Annotated in this window: 18 protein-coding genes; 11 read left to right on the forward strand and 7 right to left on the reverse strand. The window is 72.0% G+C overall.

Annotated elements, in window-relative coordinates; all coding sequences use genetic code 11:
- Positions 1 to 58: 58 nt before the first annotated feature.
- Positions 59 to 769, reverse strand: a complete 711-nt coding sequence (locus tag OHA99_RS13680) for a PH domain-containing protein (RefSeq protein WP_205616674.1) — start codon at positions 767 to 769, stop codon at positions 59 to 61.
- A gap of 115 nt (positions 770 to 884) precedes the next feature.
- Here OHA99_RS13680 and deoC point away from each other — a divergent pair, with 115 nt between their 5' ends.
- Genes deoC through OHA99_RS13695 form a run of 3 tightly spaced genes read left to right on the forward strand, consistent with a single transcriptional unit; the run spans position 885 to position 4,238 of the window.
- On the forward strand, positions 885 to 1,868 hold the full coding sequence (gene deoC / locus OHA99_RS13685) for a deoxyribose-phosphate aldolase (protein ID WP_405695928.1): 984 nt from the start codon (positions 885 to 887) through the stop codon (positions 1,866 to 1,868).
- 5 nt (positions 1,869 to 1,873) lie between these two features.
- A complete protein-coding gene (locus OHA99_RS13690) occupies positions 1,874 to 3,328 on the forward strand; it encodes an aldehyde dehydrogenase family protein (protein ID WP_054099252.1) in 1,455 nt (484 codons plus the stop codon).
- Positions 3,321 to 4,238, forward strand: a complete 918-nt coding sequence (locus OHA99_RS13695; protein WP_164383461.1) for an aldehyde dehydrogenase family protein — start codon at positions 3,321 to 3,323, stop codon at positions 4,236 to 4,238. The genes OHA99_RS13690 and OHA99_RS13695 overlap by 8 nt, the downstream gene beginning before the upstream one ends.
- 68 nt (positions 4,239 to 4,306) lie before the next feature.
- Here the strand turns inward: OHA99_RS13695 and OHA99_RS13700 are convergent, their stop codons facing one another.
- A complete protein-coding gene (locus tag OHA99_RS13700) occupies positions 4,307 to 6,307 on the reverse strand; it encodes a bifunctional serine/threonine-protein kinase/glutamate ABC transporter substrate-binding protein (RefSeq protein WP_405695931.1) in 2,001 nt (666 codons plus the stop codon).
- A 182-nt stretch (positions 6,308 to 6,489) separates the two neighbouring features.
- On the reverse strand, positions 6,490 to 6,900 hold the full coding sequence (locus OHA99_RS13705) for a hypothetical protein (protein WP_153178243.1): 411 nt from the start codon (positions 6,898 to 6,900) through the stop codon (positions 6,490 to 6,492).
- Positions 6,901 to 7,092: 192 nt separating this feature from the next.
- On the opposite strand from OHA99_RS13705, the gene OHA99_RS13710 reads away from it, so the two are divergent.
- Complete coding sequence (locus OHA99_RS13710) at positions 7,093 to 7,695, forward strand: uridine kinase (protein WP_164386347.1); 603 nt, start codon at positions 7,093 to 7,095, stop codon at positions 7,693 to 7,695.
- Positions 7,696 to 7,932: 237 nt separating this feature from the next.
- Here OHA99_RS13710 and OHA99_RS13715 read toward each other — a convergent pair whose 3' ends face one another.
- Entirely contained in the window at positions 7,933 to 8,691 is a 759-nt protein-coding gene (locus OHA99_RS13715) for a SigE family RNA polymerase sigma factor (protein ID WP_405695934.1), read from the reverse strand.
- A gap of 210 nt (positions 8,692 to 8,901) precedes the next feature.
- Here OHA99_RS13715 and afsQ1 point away from each other — a divergent pair, with 210 nt between their 5' ends.
- From afsQ1 to OHA99_RS13740, 5 genes are all read left to right on the forward strand, one after another.
- Positions 8,902 to 9,579: a two-component system response regulator AfsQ1 gene (gene afsQ1 / locus OHA99_RS13720; protein ID WP_003974066.1), complete on the forward strand. Its 678-nt coding sequence runs from the start codon at positions 8,902 to 8,904 to the stop codon at positions 9,577 to 9,579.
- Positions 9,576 to 11,198 carry a two-component system sensor histidine kinase AfsQ2 gene (afsQ2, locus tag OHA99_RS13725; RefSeq protein WP_153178245.1) on the forward strand — a complete coding sequence of 541 codons (1,623 nt, stop codon included), beginning with the start codon at positions 9,576 to 9,578 and terminating at the stop codon, positions 11,196 to 11,198. The genes afsQ1 and afsQ2 overlap by 4 nt, the downstream gene beginning before the upstream one ends.
- Positions 11,198 to 11,809 (forward strand): hypothetical protein, encoded by a 612-nt coding sequence (locus OHA99_RS13730; RefSeq protein ID WP_153178246.1) that lies wholly within the window; start codon positions 11,198 to 11,200, stop codon positions 11,807 to 11,809. Before afsQ2 ends, OHA99_RS13730 begins: the two co-directional genes overlap by 1 nt.
- A gap of 118 nt (positions 11,810 to 11,927) precedes the next feature.
- Positions 11,928 to 12,479 carry a VanZ family protein gene (locus tag OHA99_RS13735; RefSeq protein WP_153178247.1) on the forward strand — a complete coding sequence of 184 codons (552 nt, stop codon included), beginning with the start codon at positions 11,928 to 11,930 and terminating at the stop codon, positions 12,477 to 12,479.
- A gap of 95 nt (positions 12,480 to 12,574) precedes the next feature.
- A complete protein-coding gene (locus tag OHA99_RS13740; RefSeq protein WP_007444212.1) occupies positions 12,575 to 12,778 on the forward strand; it encodes a PspC domain-containing protein in 204 nt (67 codons plus the stop codon).
- A 94-nt stretch (positions 12,779 to 12,872) separates the two neighbouring features.
- Here OHA99_RS13740 and OHA99_RS13745 read toward each other — a convergent pair whose 3' ends face one another.
- Together OHA99_RS13745 and OHA99_RS13750 are read right to left on the reverse strand one after the other, a co-directional pair.
- On the reverse strand, positions 12,873 to 13,241 hold the full coding sequence (locus OHA99_RS13745) for an ATP-binding protein (protein WP_153178248.1): 369 nt from the start codon (positions 13,239 to 13,241) through the stop codon (positions 12,873 to 12,875).
- 140 nt (positions 13,242 to 13,381) lie between these two features.
- The gene (locus tag OHA99_RS13750) at positions 13,382 to 14,572 is read right to left on the reverse strand and encodes an adenosine deaminase (RefSeq protein ID WP_153178249.1); all 1,191 of its coding nucleotides are present in this window, start codon (positions 14,570 to 14,572) and stop codon (positions 13,382 to 13,384) included.
- 182 nt (positions 14,573 to 14,754) lie between these two features.
- Here OHA99_RS13750 and OHA99_RS13755 point away from each other — a divergent pair, with 182 nt between their 5' ends.
- Positions 14,755 to 15,516 (forward strand): alpha/beta hydrolase, encoded by a 762-nt coding sequence (locus OHA99_RS13755; protein WP_205616675.1) that lies wholly within the window; start codon positions 14,755 to 14,757, stop codon positions 15,514 to 15,516.
- Positions 15,517 to 15,566: 50 nt separating this feature from the next.
- Here the strand turns inward: OHA99_RS13755 and OHA99_RS13760 are convergent, their stop codons facing one another.
- On the reverse strand, positions 15,567 to 16,520 hold the full coding sequence (locus tag OHA99_RS13760) for a LysR family transcriptional regulator (protein ID WP_405695938.1): 954 nt from the start codon (positions 16,518 to 16,520) through the stop codon (positions 15,567 to 15,569).
- 63 nt (positions 16,521 to 16,583) lie between these two features.
- On the opposite strand from OHA99_RS13760, the gene OHA99_RS13765 reads away from it, so the two are divergent.
- Positions 16,584 to 17,891: an MFS transporter gene (locus OHA99_RS13765; protein WP_405695940.1), complete on the forward strand. Its 1,308-nt coding sequence runs from the start codon at positions 16,584 to 16,586 to the stop codon at positions 17,889 to 17,891.
- The last annotated feature ends 51 nt before the right edge of the window (positions 17,892 to 17,942 follow it).

Raw genomic sequence — 17,942 nt, forward strand, 5'->3', positions numbered from 1 at the left:
GCCCCCGGACAACACCCACCCGCAACGCTCACCCGCAACACCCACCCGCCTCGGACGGTCACCCGACCCCGAGCAGCACCGCCAGCCCCACCGCCCCGACCGCCACCGGCACGACGATCTCGTAGGCCCACCGCACCGTCACCGCGCCCTTGGAGCTCGCGGCGTCCTTGCGCGCCTCCCACAGCTCGCGCAGCTCGTCCATGGTCTTGTCGCCCTGGGCCCGTACCGGCCCGTCCGCCTCCACGGCGGTGGACCCGGCACCGTCGGTGCGCCCACCGAGCTGCAGCTGCCCCATGCCGCCGAACATGCCGCGCCCGCGGCCGCCACCGGCACCACCGGCCGCCCGCCGGTCCTCCCGACGCGCGGCCTTCTTGCGCCCCCGCAGCGAGACGGGAATGGACCAGAGCTGGTACTTGTCGCCGCCCTCGACGAAGACCTCGTTGGAGTAGGCGGACCGGAACGAGGCGACCTCCGCCCAGGGGAGCACGATCACGCGGAACGGATTGCGCACCCGCAGCCGGTCCTCGTTGGCGAAGACGGCGGGCCGCACGGTGTAGGCGGCGACGAGCGGCACGAGGAAGAGCAGCGCCGCCAGCGCCTTCCAGCGGGTGTTCCCCTCGCCCACGACCAGGGCGTCGATGCCGAGCCACAGCGCGAGGGCGAGGACCAGCACGCCTCCGGCCATGCCTGCGGGCGAGCGGTAGACCCGGTCCTTGGACACGGGTTCCGACGGCTGAGGCGAGGGCGACTGCGGCTCCGGGGTCGTCATGCAGCCGATTGTGCCCGACGGCCGGGCGAAGGTTCACGGGCGGTGTCGTTCCACCCGGACCCGCGCCGGGGACTGTACAGACCGCTACGCGCGTAGATATGCTCACCTGGTGACCATGCCCACCACTGCACCCGCCGCACAGGGCCCCGTGAACGGCCCCGCACACGGACTCGCCGACGTCACCGCGTCCGACAGCACGCTGCGCCGCTTCCTCCACGGGTTGCCCGGCGTCGACACGGTCGGCCTGGAGGCGCGCGCCGCCTCCCTCGGCACCCGTTCCATCAAGACCACCGCGAAGGCGTACGCCCTCGACCTCGCCATCTCGATGGTCGACCTGACGACGCTGGAAGGCGCCGACACCCCGGGCAAGGTCCGGGCGCTCGGCGCGAAGGCGGTCCGCCCCGACCCGACCGACCGCACGGCGCCCGCCACGGCCGCCGTCTGCGTGTACCCCGACATGGTGCCCACCGCGAAGGAGGCCGTCGCCGGCTCCGGCGTGAAGGTCGCCTCGGTGGCCACCGCCTTCCCGGCCGGCCGCGCCTCGCTGGCCGTCAAGCTGGCCGACGTGCGCGAGGCCGTGACGGCGGGCGCGGACGAGGTCGACATGGTCATCGACCGCGGCGCCTTCCTCGCGGGGCACTACATGAAGGTGTACGACGAGATCACCGCCGTGCGCGAGGCGTGCGGCACGTCGGCCCGCCTCAAGGTCATCTTCGAGACCGGCGAGCTGTCGACGTACGACAACATCCGCCGCGCGAGCTGGCTCGGCATGCTGACCGGAGCGGACTTCATCAAGACGTCCACCGGCAAGGTCGCGGTCAACGCCACGCCCTCCAACACACTCCTCATGCTGGAGGCGGTCCGCGACTTCCGCGCGCAGACCGGCGTCCAGGTCGGCGTGAAGCCGGCCGGCGGCATCCGCACCGCGAAGGACGCGATCAAGTTCCTGGTCCTGGTCAACGAGACCGCGGGCGAGGACTGGCTGGACAACCGCTGGTTCCGCTTCGGCGCCTCCTCGCTCCTGAACGACCTGCTGATGCAGCGCCAGAAGCTGGCCACAGGCCGTTACTCCGGCCCCGACTACGTGACGGTGGACTGATCCCCATGGCACCCGCATCCTCATCCGCACCCGCGTTCGAGTACGCGCCGGCCCCCGAGTCCCGCGCGGTCGTCGACATCGCCCCCTCCTACGGCCTGTTCATCGACGGCGAGTTCACCGAGGCGGCCGACGGCAAGGTCTTCAAGACCGTCTCGCCGTCCACCGAGGAGGTCCTCTCCGAGGTCGCCGAAGCAGGCGAGGCGGACGTCGACCGTGCCGTCAAGGCCGCCCGCAAGGCCTTCGAGAAGTGGTCGGCGCTGCCCGGCGCGGAGCGCGCGAAGTACCTCTTCCGCATCGCCCGCATCATCCAGGAGCGCAGCCGCGAGCTCGCCGTCCTGGAAACCCTGGACAACGGGAAGCCGATCAGGGAGACCCGCGACGCGGACCTCCCCCTGGTCGCCGCGCACTTCTTCTACTACGCGGGCTGGGCCGACAAGCTCGACCACGCCGGCTACGGCGCGAACCCGCGCCCGCTGGGCGTCGCGGGCCAGGTCATCCCGTGGAACTTCCCGCTCCTGATGCTGGCGTGGAAGATCGCCCCGGCCCTGGCCACGGGCAACACGGTGGTCCTGAAGCCCGCCGAGACGACCCCTCTCTCCGCCCTGTTCTTCGCGGACATCTGCCGCCAGGCCGGTCTCCCCAAGGGCGTCGTCAACATCATCACCGGCGACGGCCGCGCCGGAGCGGCGCTCACCGCGCACCCCGACGTGAACAAGGTCGCCTTCACCGGCTCCACGGCGGTCGGCAAGCAGATCGCGCGCACGGTCGCGGGCACCCGCAAGAAGCTCACCCTGGAGCTGGGCGGCAAGGGCGCCAACATCGTCTTCGACGACGCCCCGATCGACCAGGCCGTCGAGGGCATCGTCAACGGCATCTTCTTCAACCAGGGCCAGGTCTGCTGCGCGGGCTCCCGCCTCCTGGTCCAGGAATCGATCCACGACGAACTCCTGGACTCCCTGAAGCGCAGGCTCACCACCCTCCGCCTGGGCGACCCCCTGGACAAGAACACGGACATCGGCGCGATCAACTCCGCCGAGCAGCTGGCCCGGATCACCGCCCTCGCCGACCAGGGCGAGGCGGAGGGCGCCGAGCGCTGGTCCCCGGCCTGCGAACTTCCCTCCTCCGGCTACTGGTTCGCCCCGACGCTCTTCACGAACGTCACCCAGGCGCACACCGTCGCCCGCGACGAGATCTTCGGCCCGGTCCTGTCCGTGCTGACCTTCCGCACGCCGGACGAGGCGGTCGCCAAGGCCAACAACACGCCGTACGGCCTGTCGGCGGGCATCTGGACGGAGAAGGGCTCGCGCATCCTGGCGGTCGCGAACAAGCTCCGTGCCGGTGTGATCTGGTCCAACACGTTCAACAAGTTCGACCCGACGTCGCCCTTCGGCGGCTACAAGGAGTCGGGCTTCGGCCGCGAGGGCGGCCGCCACGGCCTGGAGGCGTACCTCGATGTCTGAGCGACTCAGTGTCTTCAAGACCTACAAGCTGTACGTCGGCGGGAAGTTCCCGCGTTCCGAGAGCGGCCGGGTGTACGAGGTGACCACGAGGACATCAGCCGCTGCCGCGGCGGGAAAGGGCAAGTGGCTGGCGAACGCACCGCTTTCCTCCCGCAAGGACGCCCGTGACGCGGTGGTCGCCGCGCGCAAGGCGTTCGGCGGCTGGTCCGGCGCGACGGCGTACAACCGCGGCCAGATCCTCTACCGCGTCGCCGAGATGCTGGAGGGCCGCCGCGACCAGTACGTCGCGGAGGTCGCCGACGCGGAGGGCCTGTCGAAGTCGAAGGCGGCGGCCCAGGTGGACGCCGCGATCGACCGCTGGGTCTGGTACGCGGGCTGGACCGACAAGATCGCCCAGGTGGTCGGCGGCGGCAACCCGGTCGCGGGCCCGTTCTTCAACCTCTCCTCCCCGGAGCCGACCGGCGTGGTCGCCGTCCTGGCCCCGCAGGAGTCGTCCTTCCTGGGCCTGGTCTCGGTGATCGCCCCGGTCGTCGCGACGGGCAACACGGCCGTCGTGATCGCGTCGGAGAAGTCCCCGCTCCCCGCCCTCTCCCTGGGCGAGGTCCTGGCCACCTCCGACCTGCCCGGCGGCGTGGTCAACGTCCTCTCCGGCCGTACGGCGGAGATCGCCACCCCCCTCGCCTCGCACCAGGACGTCAACGCGATCGACCTCGCGGGCGCCGACGAGGAGCTGGCGAAGGAGCTGGAGATCGCGGCGGCGGACAACCTGAAGCGCGTCCTGCGTCCACAGCCTGTGGACGACGTCGACTGGTCGGCCACCCCGGGCACGGACCGCATGACGGCGTTCCTGGAGACGAAGACGGTCTGGCACCCGACGGGCGCGCTGGGCGCGTCGGGTTCGTCGTACTGACCGTCTCCACCACCCGACAGGGCCGCGGTTCCTCTCCGTCCGGAGGAGCCGCGGCCCGCCGGGGTCACTCACTCACCGGAGCACGGCCGCAGCTCCGGTTTGCTCGGCGGCGTCTTCCTTCCGGTCAGCGGGGACAGGTCCTTCATGTACATCTCGGACCACTCGTCTCCGGCCAGGACCTCCTGGAGTCCCGAGCACACCTTGCTCTTCAGCAGAGGCTTGCCCTTCGGCAGCGCCACCCCGTACGGTTCCGAGCCCGCGCCGCTGGGCAGCAGTTTCAGGTTCTTCGGATCGTCGTTGGCATACCCGGCGAGAAGCACGTCGTCCGAGGCGACCGCGTACACCGCCGACCGCTCGTCCAGCAGCCTGTCCACGCACTCCTTGTAGGAGTCGGGCTGCCACTTCCCTGTGGTGTAGCCCTCCGTCTGCAACCTGTTCGCGTACGTGGAATCCCGTGCGGTGCACACCTGGACGTGCTGCGTCTTCACGTCGGCCGCGTTGTTGAGGTCGTGTCTCACGGAGTGCTTGCGGACCAGGAGGCTGCTGCCGGCCTTGTAGTAGGGGCCGACGAAGTTGATGTTGTCCTTCTTCTCGCGTTCAGCGGTCATGCTGTACGAGGCGATGACCAGGTCCACGTCCCCGTTCGCCAACTTGCTCGCCCGGTTCCCCGTGGTCACCGGGTAGAAATCGACGTGGTCCCGGTCGTAGCCCAGCTTTCCGGCGAGGGCATGGGCGATGTCGATGTCGAATCCGCTCCACACGCCCGCCTTGTCGCGGAAGCTCAGTCCGGGCTGGTCGGTCTTGGCGCCGATGGTCAGCCGCTCGTTCTCGCTCCTCCACTGCTCCCACGCCTTCTCCGTGTCCCCCTCGGCGGCTGCCCCGCCCCGCTCCCCCGCCGCGTCGTCCTGCTTGCCCCCCGAGCCGCTCTGCGACAGGAGCCAGCCTCCTCCGGCGAGCAGAGCGGCGCACACCACGACCGCCGCCGCCTTCCAGCCCCGGAAGCCACCGCGGTCTCCGCCCCCCGCCTTCGGCGGTGGCTCGGGAAGAGCGGCCCCGGACGGGGGCGTGTCGGGTACCCGTACGGCCTCCGCCGGCGTGGGCCGTGCGGCGGGCGGCGCGGACCGGACCGTGGGTACGGGGGCGGGGGCCGAAGTGGCGGGCCTGGCCGGGGTCGGCAGGTCCGGCTCCGCGAGGACCTCCCGGAGCATCGCCTCCGCCGAAGCCACGTCCAGGCGGCTGTCCGGGTCCGTGACCAACAGCCCCTGGATGACGGGGCCGAGGGGACCGGCGTACCGCAGGACCGGGTCGGGCGACTGCTGGATGTTCGCCTGCACCTCCCAGACCTCGCCGCCGCCGAAGGGCAGGCGTCCCTCGACCATCTCGTACAGGGTGACGCCCAGCGCCCACAGGTCGGAGGCGGACGTGGGGCCCGGGGAGGCGGGGGCGAAGAGTTCGGGCGCGAGGTAGGGGGGTGTGCCGATGACGCCGCCGTACCGGGTCACCCGGTCCGCGCCCTCGAAGGTGGCGATGCCGAAGTCCACCAGGACCACCTGGCCGCCGTCCCGCACCAGCACGTTGCCCGGCTTGACGTCGCGGTGCAGGACCGACGCCTCGTGCACCGCGCGCAGGCCCTGGGCCATCTGGAGACCGATCTCCGCGGCCCTGGGCACGCCGAGGACCCGGTCGCGGCGCAACAGGTCGGCCAGCGACTGCCCTTCGAGCAGTTTCATCACGATCCAGACCTGGTCGGCGGTCTCGATCTGGTCGTGGACCGTCACCACGTTCTGGTGCTCGATCTTGGCGAGCGCCTCCGCCTCCCGGCGGGCCCGCAGCATCGCCGCCTGCTGCGTGTCCGCGGTCATGGCCCTGCGGTCGAGCAGCCCCTTCACCGCGACGAACCGGCGCAGCCGCCGGTCGTGGGCCTTCCAGACCTCGCCCATCCCGCCGCTGCCGATCGGCTCCAGCAGCTCGTAACGGCCCTCGATCACCGTGTGGGGGGCGGAAGAACGATCCTCGGGATGCCCGTCGGTGCTGCCCCCGGCCCCGTTGATTCCTTCGTCGTTGTGCACACGGCCCCCTGGCACCTCTTGCGCGAAACGTGGATCACCACAGATTAGACGGCCCCCGGGCCGCCTACGGGGGCCGTCGACGAACGGGTGCGGCGAACCGGCGCGACACACCGGTGCGGGGCGCGGCAGGGGCCGCGACCTCCCTCTCGGAGGAGCGCGGCCCCCAGTGCGCGAACCGCCTCTCAGCGCAGCAGCTCCGTCACCTGTCCCAGCACCGGCACGCTGCCCAGCGACTGCGCCTGGGCGACCGGGCCGGTCAGGGCCGTCGAGGTCAGCGGCTGGAAGTCGGCGACCTTGGTGCCGACGCCGTTGTCCAGCGGGTCTACGCCGGTGCCGGCCAGCGGGTTGGGCTTGAGGTCGGCGACCGGGCCGGTGACGTAGCCGACGGTGCCGGTGACGGCCGCCAGGCCCGCCTGCGGGTCGATGTTGCCCAACGACGTGGGGCGGGTGTGGGCCAGGCCGGCGATCGTCTCGCCGCCGCCGTCCGCCGCGGAAGCTGTCGCCGCTCCGGCGGCCAGGGCGGCCCCGGCGGTCGCGAGGGCGACCAGGGCGCGCTGTGCGTGCGGGGTGCGGGGGGACGCGTGTCGGGCCATCGCTGCTGCCACCTCTTGGTGTGGATTGCTACGGACTGCCCTGTTAACAGCGCACACCGTGATCAGGTCACCGCACAGCGCGGTCGAGATGTGACGCGCGCTGCAAAGTGCGCACGCGGGGTCGTAGGACCGCCGTTCGATGCCTCAGACTGGTGTCCCGTGAGCTCCCATCCGCCCATACCGACGCGAGTCGTGCTGCTCTGCGGCCCTTCCGGCTCCGGCAAGTCCCTCCTCGCCGCGCACTCCGGTCTCCCGGTGCTGCGCCTCGACGACTTCTACAAGGAGGGCACCGACCCGACGCTGCCGACGGTGCCCCAGAGCTCCGACATCGACTGGGACCATCCGGCGTCGTGGGACGCGGACGCGGCGGTCGCCGCCATCGGGGCGCTGTGCCGCACGGGGCGTACCGAGGTGCCGGTGTACGACATCTCGCTGAGTGCCCGCACCGGCGAGGAGACGGTCGACATCGGACGCACGCCGCTGTTCCTCGCGGAGGGCATCTTCGCCGCGGAACTGGTGGAGCGCTGCCGGGAGCTGGGCGTCCTGGCCGACGCGCTGTGCCTGAGCCGGGGGCCGCTGACGACCTTCCGCCGCCGGTTCCTGCGGGACCTGCGCGAGAGCCGCAAGTCCGTGCCGTTCCTGCTGCGCAGGGGCTGGCGGCTGATGCGGCAGGAACGGTCGGTCATCGCCCGGCAGACGGCCCTGGGCGCCCACGCCTGCGACCGGGACGAGGCGATGGGCCGCCTGGCCGCCGCGGCGGCGGGCCGGTGCGCCACCAGCCGTACGGCCGTGTAACACCTGCCCGTACTCGTACCTGCCCGTACACGCGGAAGCGGGACTGGACGGACCCCCCGGCCCTCCAGTCCCGCTCCCTTTCCACTCCCCCGTGGATCCCCCGTGATCCCCGTCCCCCGTTGTTCCCCCGTGTCCCCCGTTGTTCCCCCGTGGTGCTTCCCCGTGAGTAAGAGTCCGGGTCCCGCCCCCTGATACACCCCGGCTCGAACTTTTTTCACGGGGCCCCGCCCCCCTGCCTCAGGCGACCAGTTCGCCGAAGGCGTCCTCCCGGTCACGGCCGAAGCTGAGGACCTCGTCCTCGCGCAGCCGGCGGAGCGACCGCCAGATGCTGGACTTCACCGTGCCGACGCTGATGTCGAGGATGTCCGCGATCTCCGGGTCCGTGCGGCCCTCGTAGTAGCGCAGGACCAGCATGGTGCGCTGGAGTTCGGGCAGCCGGGCGAGCGCCTGCCACAGGACCGTGCGCAGTTCGGTGCCGCGCATCGCGTCCATGTCGCCGGGCGTCTCCGGCAGTTCCTCGGTCGGGTACTCGTTGAGCTTGCGGCGCCGCCAGGCGCTGATGTGCAGGTTGGTCATGGTGCGGCGCAGGTATCCGCCGACCGCCGCCTTGTCACTGATCCGGTCCCACGCCCGGTAGGTCGAGAACAGCGCGCTCTGCAACAGGTCCTCGGCCTCGAAGCGGTCGCCGGTGAGGTGGTAGGCGGTCGCGTACAGGGAGGAGCGGCGCTCCTGGACGTAGGCGGTGAACTCCGCCTCCGACAAGGAACGGCGCTCTCCCGGGTCCCCCTGGGCCCCCGTCTTCGCCGCGTTCCCCGCGTGCCCCGTTTCCCCCGTCTTCGCGTCAACCACCGTCATGTACGCGGTGTGCTGACGCCCGGTGCCGCGAGCGCACCCCCGCCCGCTCACGGCACCGGACTTCTCGGAACCCCGGTGTGCGTGCACGTCGTGCAGACGCGTGAGCACTGCGCTGGTGTTGGTGCCCTTCAGCGTGTTCATCTCGCGCCCCCCGTCGTGGACTGCCGGTGTTGCCTGTGACGAAAAGCTTGCCCGGGCGACTTCATGGCCGTGTCCGCCGACTGTCACAGAGCTGTCACAGGGGTCCGTCACGCCTGCACCACCGTTCCTTCACAGGGTCCGGCGGCGCGGTCGGACCCCAACCGCACCCGCAGGTCGAACACCGGCCCCCTCATGGGCCAGAATGAACGCGTGCCTTCCCTGTTGCTGATCGAGGACGACGACGCCATCCGTACGGCCCTGGAGCTCTCCCTGACCCGCCAGGGCCATCGGGTGGCCACCGCTGCCAGTGGTGAGGACGGTCTGAAGCTGTTGCGCGAGCAGCGGCCGGACCTGATCGTGCTGGACGTGATGCTGCCCGGCATCGACGGCTTCGAGGTGTGCCGTCGCATCCGGCGCACCGACCAGCTGCCGATCATCCTGCTGACCGCGCGCAACGACGACATCGACGTGGTCGTCGGTCTCGAGTCGGGCGCGGACGACTACGTCGTCAAACCCGTCCAGGGCCGGGTCCTCGACGCCCGGATCCGGGCCGTGCTGCGGCGCGGTGAGCGGGAGTCCACCGACTCGGCGAGCTTCGGCAGCCTGGTCATCGACCGCTCGGCGATGACCGTGACGAAGAACGGCGAGGACCTCCAGCTCACGCCGACCGAGCTGCGGCTGCTGCTCGAGCTGAGCCGGCGGCCGGGACAGGCGCTGTCCCGGCAGCAGTTGCTGCGGCTGGTGTGGGAGCACGACTACCTCGGTGACTCCCGGCTGGTGGACGCCTGCGTGCAGCGGCTGCGCGCCAAGGTGGAGGACGTGCCGTCGTCCCCGACCCTGATCCGTACCGTGCGGGGTGTCGGCTACCGGCTGGATCCGCCTCAGTGACCAAGGAACACCAGGGGGGTGCCCGCGGCCTGACCGCCGCTCGCAAGGGGGTCTGGGCCGGGCTGCGCTTCACCAGCCTGCGCCTCAGGCTCGTCCTCGTCTTCGGTCTGGTCGCGCTGACCGCCGCCGTGTCCGCGTCCGGCATCGCGTACTGGCTGAACCGCGAGGCGGTGCTCACCCGTACCCAGGACGCCGTGCTGCGCGACTTCGAGCAGGAGATGCAGAACCGGGCGGGGGCGCTGCCCGAGCACCCCACGCAGGACGAGTTGCAGCACACGGCGGGGCAGATGGCCAACAGCAGCCAGCGGTTCGGCGTGCTGCTGGTCGCCGAGGGCTCCGACGGCGCCGACGTGTACGGCAGTTCGGGCGGCCTGGGCGGGTTCGCGCTGTCCGACGTGCCCGAGTCGCTGCGCACGGCGGTGAACAAGGAGCAGAAGCTCACCTCGGCCAACAAGCACCCGTACCACCTGTACTGGCAGCGGATCACGGACGACGGCACCCCGTACCTGGTGGCCGGCACGAAGGTGATCGGCGGCGGACCGACCGGCTACATGCTCAAGTCGCTGGAACCGGAGGCGAAGGACCTGAACTCGCTCGCCTGGTCGCTGGGGATCGCCACCGCACTCGCCCTGCTGGGCTCCGCGCTCCTCGCGCAGGCCCTGGCGACGACCGTGCTGAAACCGGTGCACCGGCTCGGGGTCGCGGCGCGGCGCCTGGGCGAGGGGAAGCTGGACACCCGGCTGCGGGTGTCCGGCACCGACGAACTGGCCGATCTCTCCCGCACGTTCAACAACGCCGCCGAGAACCTGGAGAAGCGGGTCGCGGACATGGCGGGCCGGGAGCAGGCCTCCCGACGCTTCGTCGCGGACATGAGCCACGAGCTGCGGACGCCGCTGACGGCGCTCACCGCGGTGACGGAGGTGCTGGAGGAGGAGCTGGAGTACGCGGGCGAGGGCGACGGCGAGGGCGGGAGCTTCGACCCGATGGTCGAGCCCGCCGTACGGCTGGTGGTGAGCGAGACCCGGCGGCTGAACGACCTCGTCGAGAACCTGATGGAGGTCACCCGCTTCGACGCGGGCACCGCCCGCCTGGTCCTGGACGACGTCGACGTCGCCGACCAGATCACCGCCTGCATCGACGCCCGGGCCTGGCTGGACGCCGTCGACCTGGACGCCGAGCGCGGCATCCACGCCCGCCTGGACCCGCGGCGCCTGGACGTCATCCTCGCCAACCTGATCGGCAACGCGCTCAAGCACGGCGGGTCGCCGGTGCGGGTGACCGTGTCGCGGGCGGACGACGAGATCGTCATCCGGGTGCGGGACAACGGCCCCGGCATCCCCGAGGACGTCCTGCCGCACGTCTTCGACCGCTTCTACAAGGCGAGCGCCTCCCGCCCGCGCTCCGAGGGCAGCGGGCTCGGCCTGTCCATCGCCATGGAGAACGCGCACATCCACGGCGGCGGGATCACCGCCGAGAACGCCCCTCAGGGCGGTGCGGTGTTCACGCTGCGGCTGCCGCAGGACCCCTCCCCGCCCGCCGACGAGGACGGGGCCGACGGGGACCGCGGCACCGACGGGGAGACGGCGGACCAGGGCAAGGACGCGAAGGGACAGGTCTGATGACCGTACGCCGTCTGCCGGCCCTCTCCGGGCTCGTGCTGCTGGCCGTGCTGCTGACCGGGTGCGGCATCCGCGCCACCGAGGTGCCCACGGACTACGGTCCCGCGCCCTCACGGGTGCGTTGTTCGCTCTCCGAGCCGGACGGGGCGACGCGGGACACACCCGGAATGCCGGCGCGGGTGTTCCTGCTGTGCGGCTCGTCGCTGGTGGCCGTGGACCGCGTGGTGCGGATGCCGGACGGCGCGCCGGACTCCGGGCGGCGCGTGCTGGTGGCCCAGGGGCTGCTGAACGAGCTGGCGAAGCAGCCCTCGGCCGCGGAGAAGGAGGCCGGATACACGTCGGACGTGCGCCGCGGGACGACCGTGACGGGCCCGCGCTCCGGCGATCCCGAGGACACGCTGCGGCTGAGCACCGATCCCGACGACCTCACCTCGTACGCGCTCGCCCAGGTCGTGTGCACCTTCGCCGGCTCCGCCGCGGCCGAGGGCAACGGGTCCGTGATCCTGGCCGGCCCCGCCGACCGGTCCGCCCGCCGCTACACCTGCACGGACGAGGTCCGGGCCCGGCCCGGCAGCAACGAACCGCCGGCCGACGAGGTCACGGAGGACTGACGGGCGGGTGACGTCCGTACCGGACCGTACGGGACGGTGCTGGGCCGTGTGGCGCAAGCCTCACCCTTGCGGGTCAGGGGCCGGAACCGTGCGTGGCACGGGCCGCGTCTAGGGGGACGTGCAGCGTCATGGGTTCCTCGGCGGCAGCGCCGCGCTCCGCATCCGTGTGACAGGAAGCGTTCTCCTCGTCGCACATCTCGCGTTCGTCGCCTGGTACGCGCTGCGGCCGCTGGACGTCCCCTGGGTGCTTCCCCCCAACCTGGAGCCCTTCGCCGGGATCCGCGCCGACCTGGCGCTGGGCGGGACCGCGGCCGCGCGTTCGCTCGTCGGCGGGCTGGCCCTGCTGGCACCGCTCGGGGTCCTGCTGCCGATGGCCGGCGGGCGGCTGTACGTCTCGCCGCTGGCCTCACTGCTGCGCACCATGGCCGCGGCCGCGCTGCTGTCGCTGGGCATCGAACTGCTTCAGACCGGGGTGCCCGGGCAGGTCGTCGACATCGACTCGGTGCTGCTCAACACGGTGGGCGTGGCCCTGGCGCACCTCGCCGTCGTCCCGGCGGGCCGGGCCCGGCTCCGTCGCCGGTACCGGCGGGACGGGTGGGAGGGCGTACCTCAGGAGGAGCCCGCTCAGGGTCGGACCCCGACGATTCCCAGGGTCGGCATCGCCCCGTAGAGCGACGCTTTGTTCCGTTCGTCTCCGTAGCGTGGAGGGCAGATGAAGGGGAAGCCGGAGGGCAGCCCCACCCACACGCTCACGAAGGAGCCGCGATGTCCCGCCTCGCCCGCCCCACCCACGGCCGCATGATCGGCGGAGTGTGCGCCGCGCTGGCCCGGCGCTTCGGCACCTCCGCAGGCACGATGCGGGTGATCTTCGTGGTCTCCTGCCTGCTGCCCGGCCCGCAGTTCCTGCTCTACCTGGCCCTGTGGATCCTGCTCCCGTCCGAGGAGAAGGCCGCCCGCACGGCCTGGTGACCACGTACTCCGCCCGACGTACCTCCCTCTGGTACACCGACGGGGCGCACCCGGAGACCGGGTGCGCCCCGTCGGCGCGTGCGGAGGGCTGGGGTCAGCCGCCGATGGGGAGGCCGTTGACCGGCAGGCCCTGGGTGGGCAGGCCCTTCAGCGGCACTCCGCCGAGCACCTTGGCGACCGGCTCGGTCGGGCCCTCGGCGAGCTGCTCGGCGACGACCTGCTCGACGACCGGCTGCGCGACGGTCAGGCCGGTGCCGGCGATCCTGCGGCCCTGCTCCAGCGCGTTGCCCGCGCCGGGCGCGACCTGGGAGACGGTCTCCGCGGGGAGGGTGCGGGCGACGGAGTCCACCGTCTGCGCGGTGTCGGGGAGGGCGGGGGCCGCGGTGGCCGCGCCGGCGCCGGCGGCGGCGAAGGCGGCACCGAGGGCGGCGACGCCGAGGGTCTTGGCAGCAGACTGCTTCATGGAAATGCGTCCTCGTAATGGGGTGACGGGGATGTGAGCGGTGCTCGACCGTAAACACGCTTCACCCCCGGCGGCAAACATCGAAATGCGGACGGATGGTGAAAGCCCGTCCGCGTTTCCGTATTACCGTCACTCCCCGATCAGCTCTCGCCCTCCGAATAACCGCTGGTGGAAGCCGTCTGCTGGAACAGCCATTCGGACTTCAGCTCCGCGTATCCGGGCTTGATGACGTCATTGATCATGGCCAGTCGTTCATCGAAAGGAATGAACGCTGATTTCATCGCATTGACGGAGAACCACTGCATGTCGTCGAGCGTGTAACCGAACGCTTCGACAAGGTGCTCGAATTCGCGGCTCATGCTGGTGTGGGACATCAGCCGGTTGTCGGTGTTGACGGTGGCCCGGAAGTGCAGTCGGCGCAGCAGTCCGATGGGGTGCTCGGCGTAGGAGTCGGCGGCGCCGGTCTGGAGGTTGGAGCTGGGGCACAGCTCCAGCGGGATGCGCTTGTCCCGGACGTAGGAGGCGAGCCGTCCGAGCTTGACCGAGCCGTCCTCGTGCACCTGGATGTCGTCGATGATGCGCACCCCGTGCCCGAGCCGGTCGGCGCCGCACCACTGCAACGCCTGCCAGATGGAGGGCAGCCCGAAGGCCTCGCCGGCGTGGATGGTGAAGTGGTTGTTCTCCCGCTTGAGGTACTCGAAGGCGTCCAGGTGCCGGGTGGGCGGGTAGCCGGCCTCGGCGCCCGCGATGTCGAACCCGACGACGCCGAGGTCGCGGTAGCGGTTGGCGAGTTCGGCGATCTCCAGGGAGCGGGCGGCGTGCCGCATGGCGGTGAGCAGGGCGCCGACCCGGATGCGGTGGCCGTTCTCCCGGGCGCGCCGCTCGCCCTCCCGGAAGCCCTCGTTGACGGCCTCGACGACCTCCTCGAGGGTCAGCCCCTTCTCCAGGTGCTGCTCGGGGGCGTACCGCACCTCGGCGTAGACGACGCCGTCCTCGGCGAGGTCCTCGGCGCACTCGGCGGCGACCCGGACCAGGGCGTCGCGGGTCTGCATGACGCCGACGGTGTGGGAGAAGGTCTCCAGGTACCGCTCCAGGGACCCGGAGTCGGCGGCCTGGCGGAACCAGGTGCCGAGCAGGTCGGCGTCGGTTTCGGGAAGGTCCCCGTAGCCCGTCTCGCGGGCGAGTTCCACGACCGTGCCCGGCCGCAGTCCGCCGTCGAGGTGGTCGTGCAGCAGAACCTTCGGCGCCCGGCGGATCCGGTCCGGCGACGGTGTCTTCGAGACCGTCGCGGTGTTCGCCGCGGCGCTCTTCTCGGTGCTTTGGCTCGTCATTTCCGCACTCTAACTCCTACGCGCGTAGAACACCGGGTGAACGCACGAACCCGTACGGACGCGCGGTGACCGGCCATATGGCCGGATCGAGCGCCGTCGCGGCCGGTGTACGCGCTCCCCGATATGTAACGGTGACTGCGCGGACGGGTTCCGTACACCTGGTCTTCTGAGAATCTTCTGTCATGGCACAGCAAGCGACGCCGGTCCGTCGGGCCCGGCTGGGGCGGACGCTCGGTCCGGAGGGGACGGCGGTGAGCGGTGTGGTGCTGCTGCTCCCCGGGGGTGACGAGGTGTCCGACCGCAGGCCCTCGGCGCTGCTCGCGGCCGCGTCCGTACGCGCGTTGGGGCGCAGGCTGGCACGGGCCGGCCGGGAGGAGGGGCTGGCCACGCATGTCGTGCACTACCGCTACCGCGGCTGGAACGGCACCGAGGCGCACCTCGCCCGGGACGCCGAATGGGCGGCCGACGAAGCGGTACGGCGTTACGGCGACGTGCCCCTGTGTCTGCTCGGCACCGGTATGGGCGGCCGGGCGGCGTTGCGGGCGGCCGGGCACGAGGCCGTCAACTCGGTGCTGGCGATCGCCCCTTGGCTGCCGGAGGACGACGTGGCCGCGCCACCCGAACCGGTGAAGCAGCTCGCCGGGCGGCAGGTGCTGATCGTGCACGGCACGAACGACGCCCACAGCGACCCGGAGTTGTCGTTCCGGCTCGCCTCGCGGGCGAAGAAGGCGAACCGCTCGGTGTGCCGGTTCGAGGTGCACTCCGACGGCCACGGGCTGCGCCAGTACCGTGACGAGGTCGCCGCGCTGGCCGAGGACTTCGTGATGGGCGCGCTGTTCGGACAGTCCTTCTCGCGCCCGGTGGAGGACGCCCTGGCCGCTCCCCCGCCGCTGGGGCTGCGGATGCCGCTCGCGGCGGGGTTCGGCAAGTCGTTGCGGCGGTAGCGCGCCTCCTCCGGAGGCCGGAGGCTCGGGACGGCGGCCCGGCGCATGGCTCAGGACGGCAGCAGGCTGCCCCGCCGGGACAGCAGGAACTTCTTGAACGCCGCCACGGGTGGCGTGTCCGTGCGACCCGCCAGCCAGGCCACGCCGATCTCGCGCGCGGCGCGCGGGGCGGTGACCGTCAGTTCGACCACGCCGGGGCGGGGCACGGCGGGCGGCGGCAGCAGGGCGACGCCGAGACCGGCCGCGACCAGGCCGCGCAGCGTCTCCGCCTCCTCGCCCTCGAAGGCCACCCTGGGCCGGAACCCGGCCTCCTTGCACAGCGCGTCGGTGATGCGGCGCAGGCCGTAGCCGGGCTCCAGCGTCACGAAGATCTCGTCGGCGGCCTCGGCGAGGCGGATGCGTCTGCGCCCGGCCAGGGAGTGGTCGGCCGGCACGACCAGGCGCAGCTTCTGCTCGTCGAGGCGGCGGGCGACCAGGTCGGGGGCGTCGGGGACCGGAGAGGTCAGGCACAGGTCCAGTTCCCCGGCGCGCAGCCGCTCCAGCATGGCCTCGCCGTAGTTCTGGACGAGGCTGAAGCGGACGCGGGGGTGGTCGGCGCGGAAGGCGTGCAGCAGGCCGGGGACGGTCTCGGCGCCCATGGTGTGCAGGAACCCGAAGGCGACCTTGCCGGTGGCCGGGTCGGCGTCGGCGCGGACCTCGTCGGCGGCCCGCTCGACCTCGGCGAGGGCGCGCTCCACGGAGCCGAGGAAGGTGCGCCCGGCGACGGTCAGCGCGAGGGTGCGGCCCCGGCGGACGAACAGGTCGACGCCGAGGTCCTCCTCGAGGCGGACGAGGGCGCGGGAGAGGGTGGACTGGGGGACGTTCATCTCCTGGGCGGCCCGGGTGACGTGCTCGGTGCGGGCCACGCCGGCGAAGTGCGCGAGGCGGGGCGCGAGCAGCGCGACGATGTCTTCTGTGTCACCGGCAGGTGACAGGCGGGGCCGTGAGCTTTGCTGATGCACCATGGGAACGATTATGGCCATTCCATGCATTGGACGGATGAGTAAGGGGCTTCGTACCTTCGTGGCATGACTCCCGCCGATACCGGGGCGTCCACGGTCGTGGACGCCGCATCCGCCGCCTCCGACTCCGATTCCTTCGAAGCCTCCGACTCGCGCACGGCCCCGGGCGGCCCCGGCTACCGCCGGATGAGTCTCGCGCTGTTCCTGGCGGGCGTCGCGACCTTCGCGCTCCTCTACTCCACCCAGGCCCTGCTGCCGCTGATCTCGGGCGACCTGGGCGTCACGGCGAGCGACGCGAGCTGGACCGTGGCCGCCGCGACCGGCGGTCTCGCGCTGTTCGTGCTGCCGATGAGCGCACTGTCGGAGCGGTTCGGACGCCGTACGGTCATGACGGCGTCGCTGGCGGTCGCGGTGACCGTCGGGCTGCTAATGCCCTTCGCCCCGTCGCTGCCGGCGCTGGTCGCGCTGCGGGCGGTGCAGGGCGCGGCGCTGGCGGGGCTGCCGGCCTCGGCGACGGCGTATCTCGCGGAGGAGGTGCGGCCACGGGCGCTGGTCACCGCGATCGGCCTGTTCGTGGCGGGCAACAGCGTCGGCGGGATGAGCGGCCGGGTCATCACCGGCTGGGTGGCCCAGGAGTGGGGCTGGCGGGTCGCCGTCGGGGTGATCGGCCTGGTCGCGGTGGCGTGCGCGGTGGCCTTCCGGCTGCTGCTGCCGGCGCCGAAGCACTTCACGCCGGGTTCGCTGCGCCCGCGGGTCCTGGTCCGCACGGTGCGCGACCACCTCGCCAACCCGCTGCTGCGCCGCCTGTACGCGATCGGCGCGCTGTTCATGACGGTGTTCGGCGGCGTCTACACGGTGATCGGCTACCGCCTGACGGAGGCGCCGTTCTCCCTTCCCCAGGGCCTGATCGGCTCGATCTTCCTGGTCTACCTGGTCGGCACGGTCTCGGCGTCGACCGCGGGCCGTCTGGTGGGCCGCCTCGGCCGCCGCGGTGCGCTCTACCTGGGCGCCGGTACGACGGCGGCGGGCCTGCTGCTGTCCCTGGCGCCGTCGCTGCCGCTGGTCCTCCTCGGCCTGGTGCTGATCACGGCGGGCTTCTTCGCCGGGCACGCGGTGGCCTCCTCGGCGGTCGGCAAGACCGCCCAGCACGGCCGCGCCCAGGCCTCGGCGCTGTACCAGTCCGCCTACTACGTCGGCTCCAGCGCGGGCAGCACGGTCGGCGCGGTGGCCTTCCACTCCGGCGGCTGGGCCGGGACGGTCGCGGTGGGGGTGCTGGCGGTCCTGGGCGTCGTGGTCATCACGGTCTCCGGATCGCTGGCGGCCCGCCGCCAGGCCGCGGGGACACCGGTGAGGGCACTGAGCCTCCCCCGCTGACCTGCGCCTTTCTTGACTGCACAGGCCATTGTCAGTCCCCTGCGGTAGCTT

The sequence above is a fragment of the Streptomyces coelicoflavus genome (genome assembly GCF_045041415.1).
Lineage (GTDB): Bacteria > Actinomycetota > Actinomycetes > Streptomycetales > Streptomycetaceae > Streptomyces > Streptomyces coelicoflavus.

Bases quoted from the DNA above. Each gene is read 5' to 3' on its own strand.
- OHA99_RS13750 (WP_153178249.1), bottom strand. From the start codon at position 14,572: ATGACGAGCCAAAGCACCGAGAAGAGCGCCGCGGCGAACACCGCGACG.
- deoC (WP_405695928.1), top strand. From the start codon at position 885: ATGCCCACCACTGCACCCGCCGCACAGGGCCCCGTGAACGGCCCCGCA.
- OHA99_RS13760 (WP_405695938.1), bottom strand. From the start codon at position 16,520: ATGGTGCATCAGCAAAGCTCACGGCCCCGCCTGTCACCTGCCGGTGAC.
- OHA99_RS13740 (WP_007444212.1), top strand. From the start codon at position 12,575: ATGTCCCGCCTCGCCCGCCCCACCCACGGCCGCATGATCGGCGGAGTG.
- OHA99_RS13680 (WP_205616674.1), bottom strand. From the start codon at position 769: ATGACGACCCCGGAGCCGCAGTCGCCCTCGCCTCAGCCGTCGGAACCC.
- OHA99_RS13690 (WP_054099252.1), top strand. From the start codon at position 1,874: ATGGCACCCGCATCCTCATCCGCACCCGCGTTCGAGTACGCGCCGGCC.
- OHA99_RS13755 (WP_205616675.1), top strand. From the start codon at position 14,755: ATGGCACAGCAAGCGACGCCGGTCCGTCGGGCCCGGCTGGGGCGGACG.
- OHA99_RS13695 (WP_164383461.1), top strand. From the start codon at position 3,321: ATGTCTGAGCGACTCAGTGTCTTCAAGACCTACAAGCTGTACGTCGGC.
- OHA99_RS13745 (WP_153178248.1), bottom strand. From the start codon at position 13,241: ATGAAGCAGTCTGCTGCCAAGACCCTCGGCGTCGCCGCCCTCGGTGCC.
- OHA99_RS13705 (WP_153178243.1), bottom strand. From the start codon at position 6,900: ATGGCCCGACACGCGTCCCCCCGCACCCCGCACGCACAGCGCGCCCTG.
- OHA99_RS13715 (WP_405695934.1), bottom strand. From the start codon at position 8,691: ATGAACACGCTGAAGGGCACCAACACCAGCGCAGTGCTCACGCGTCTG.
- OHA99_RS13730 (WP_153178246.1), top strand. From the start codon at position 11,198: ATGACCGTACGCCGTCTGCCGGCCCTCTCCGGGCTCGTGCTGCTGGCC.
- OHA99_RS13765 (WP_405695940.1), top strand. From the start codon at position 16,584: ATGACTCCCGCCGATACCGGGGCGTCCACGGTCGTGGACGCCGCATCC.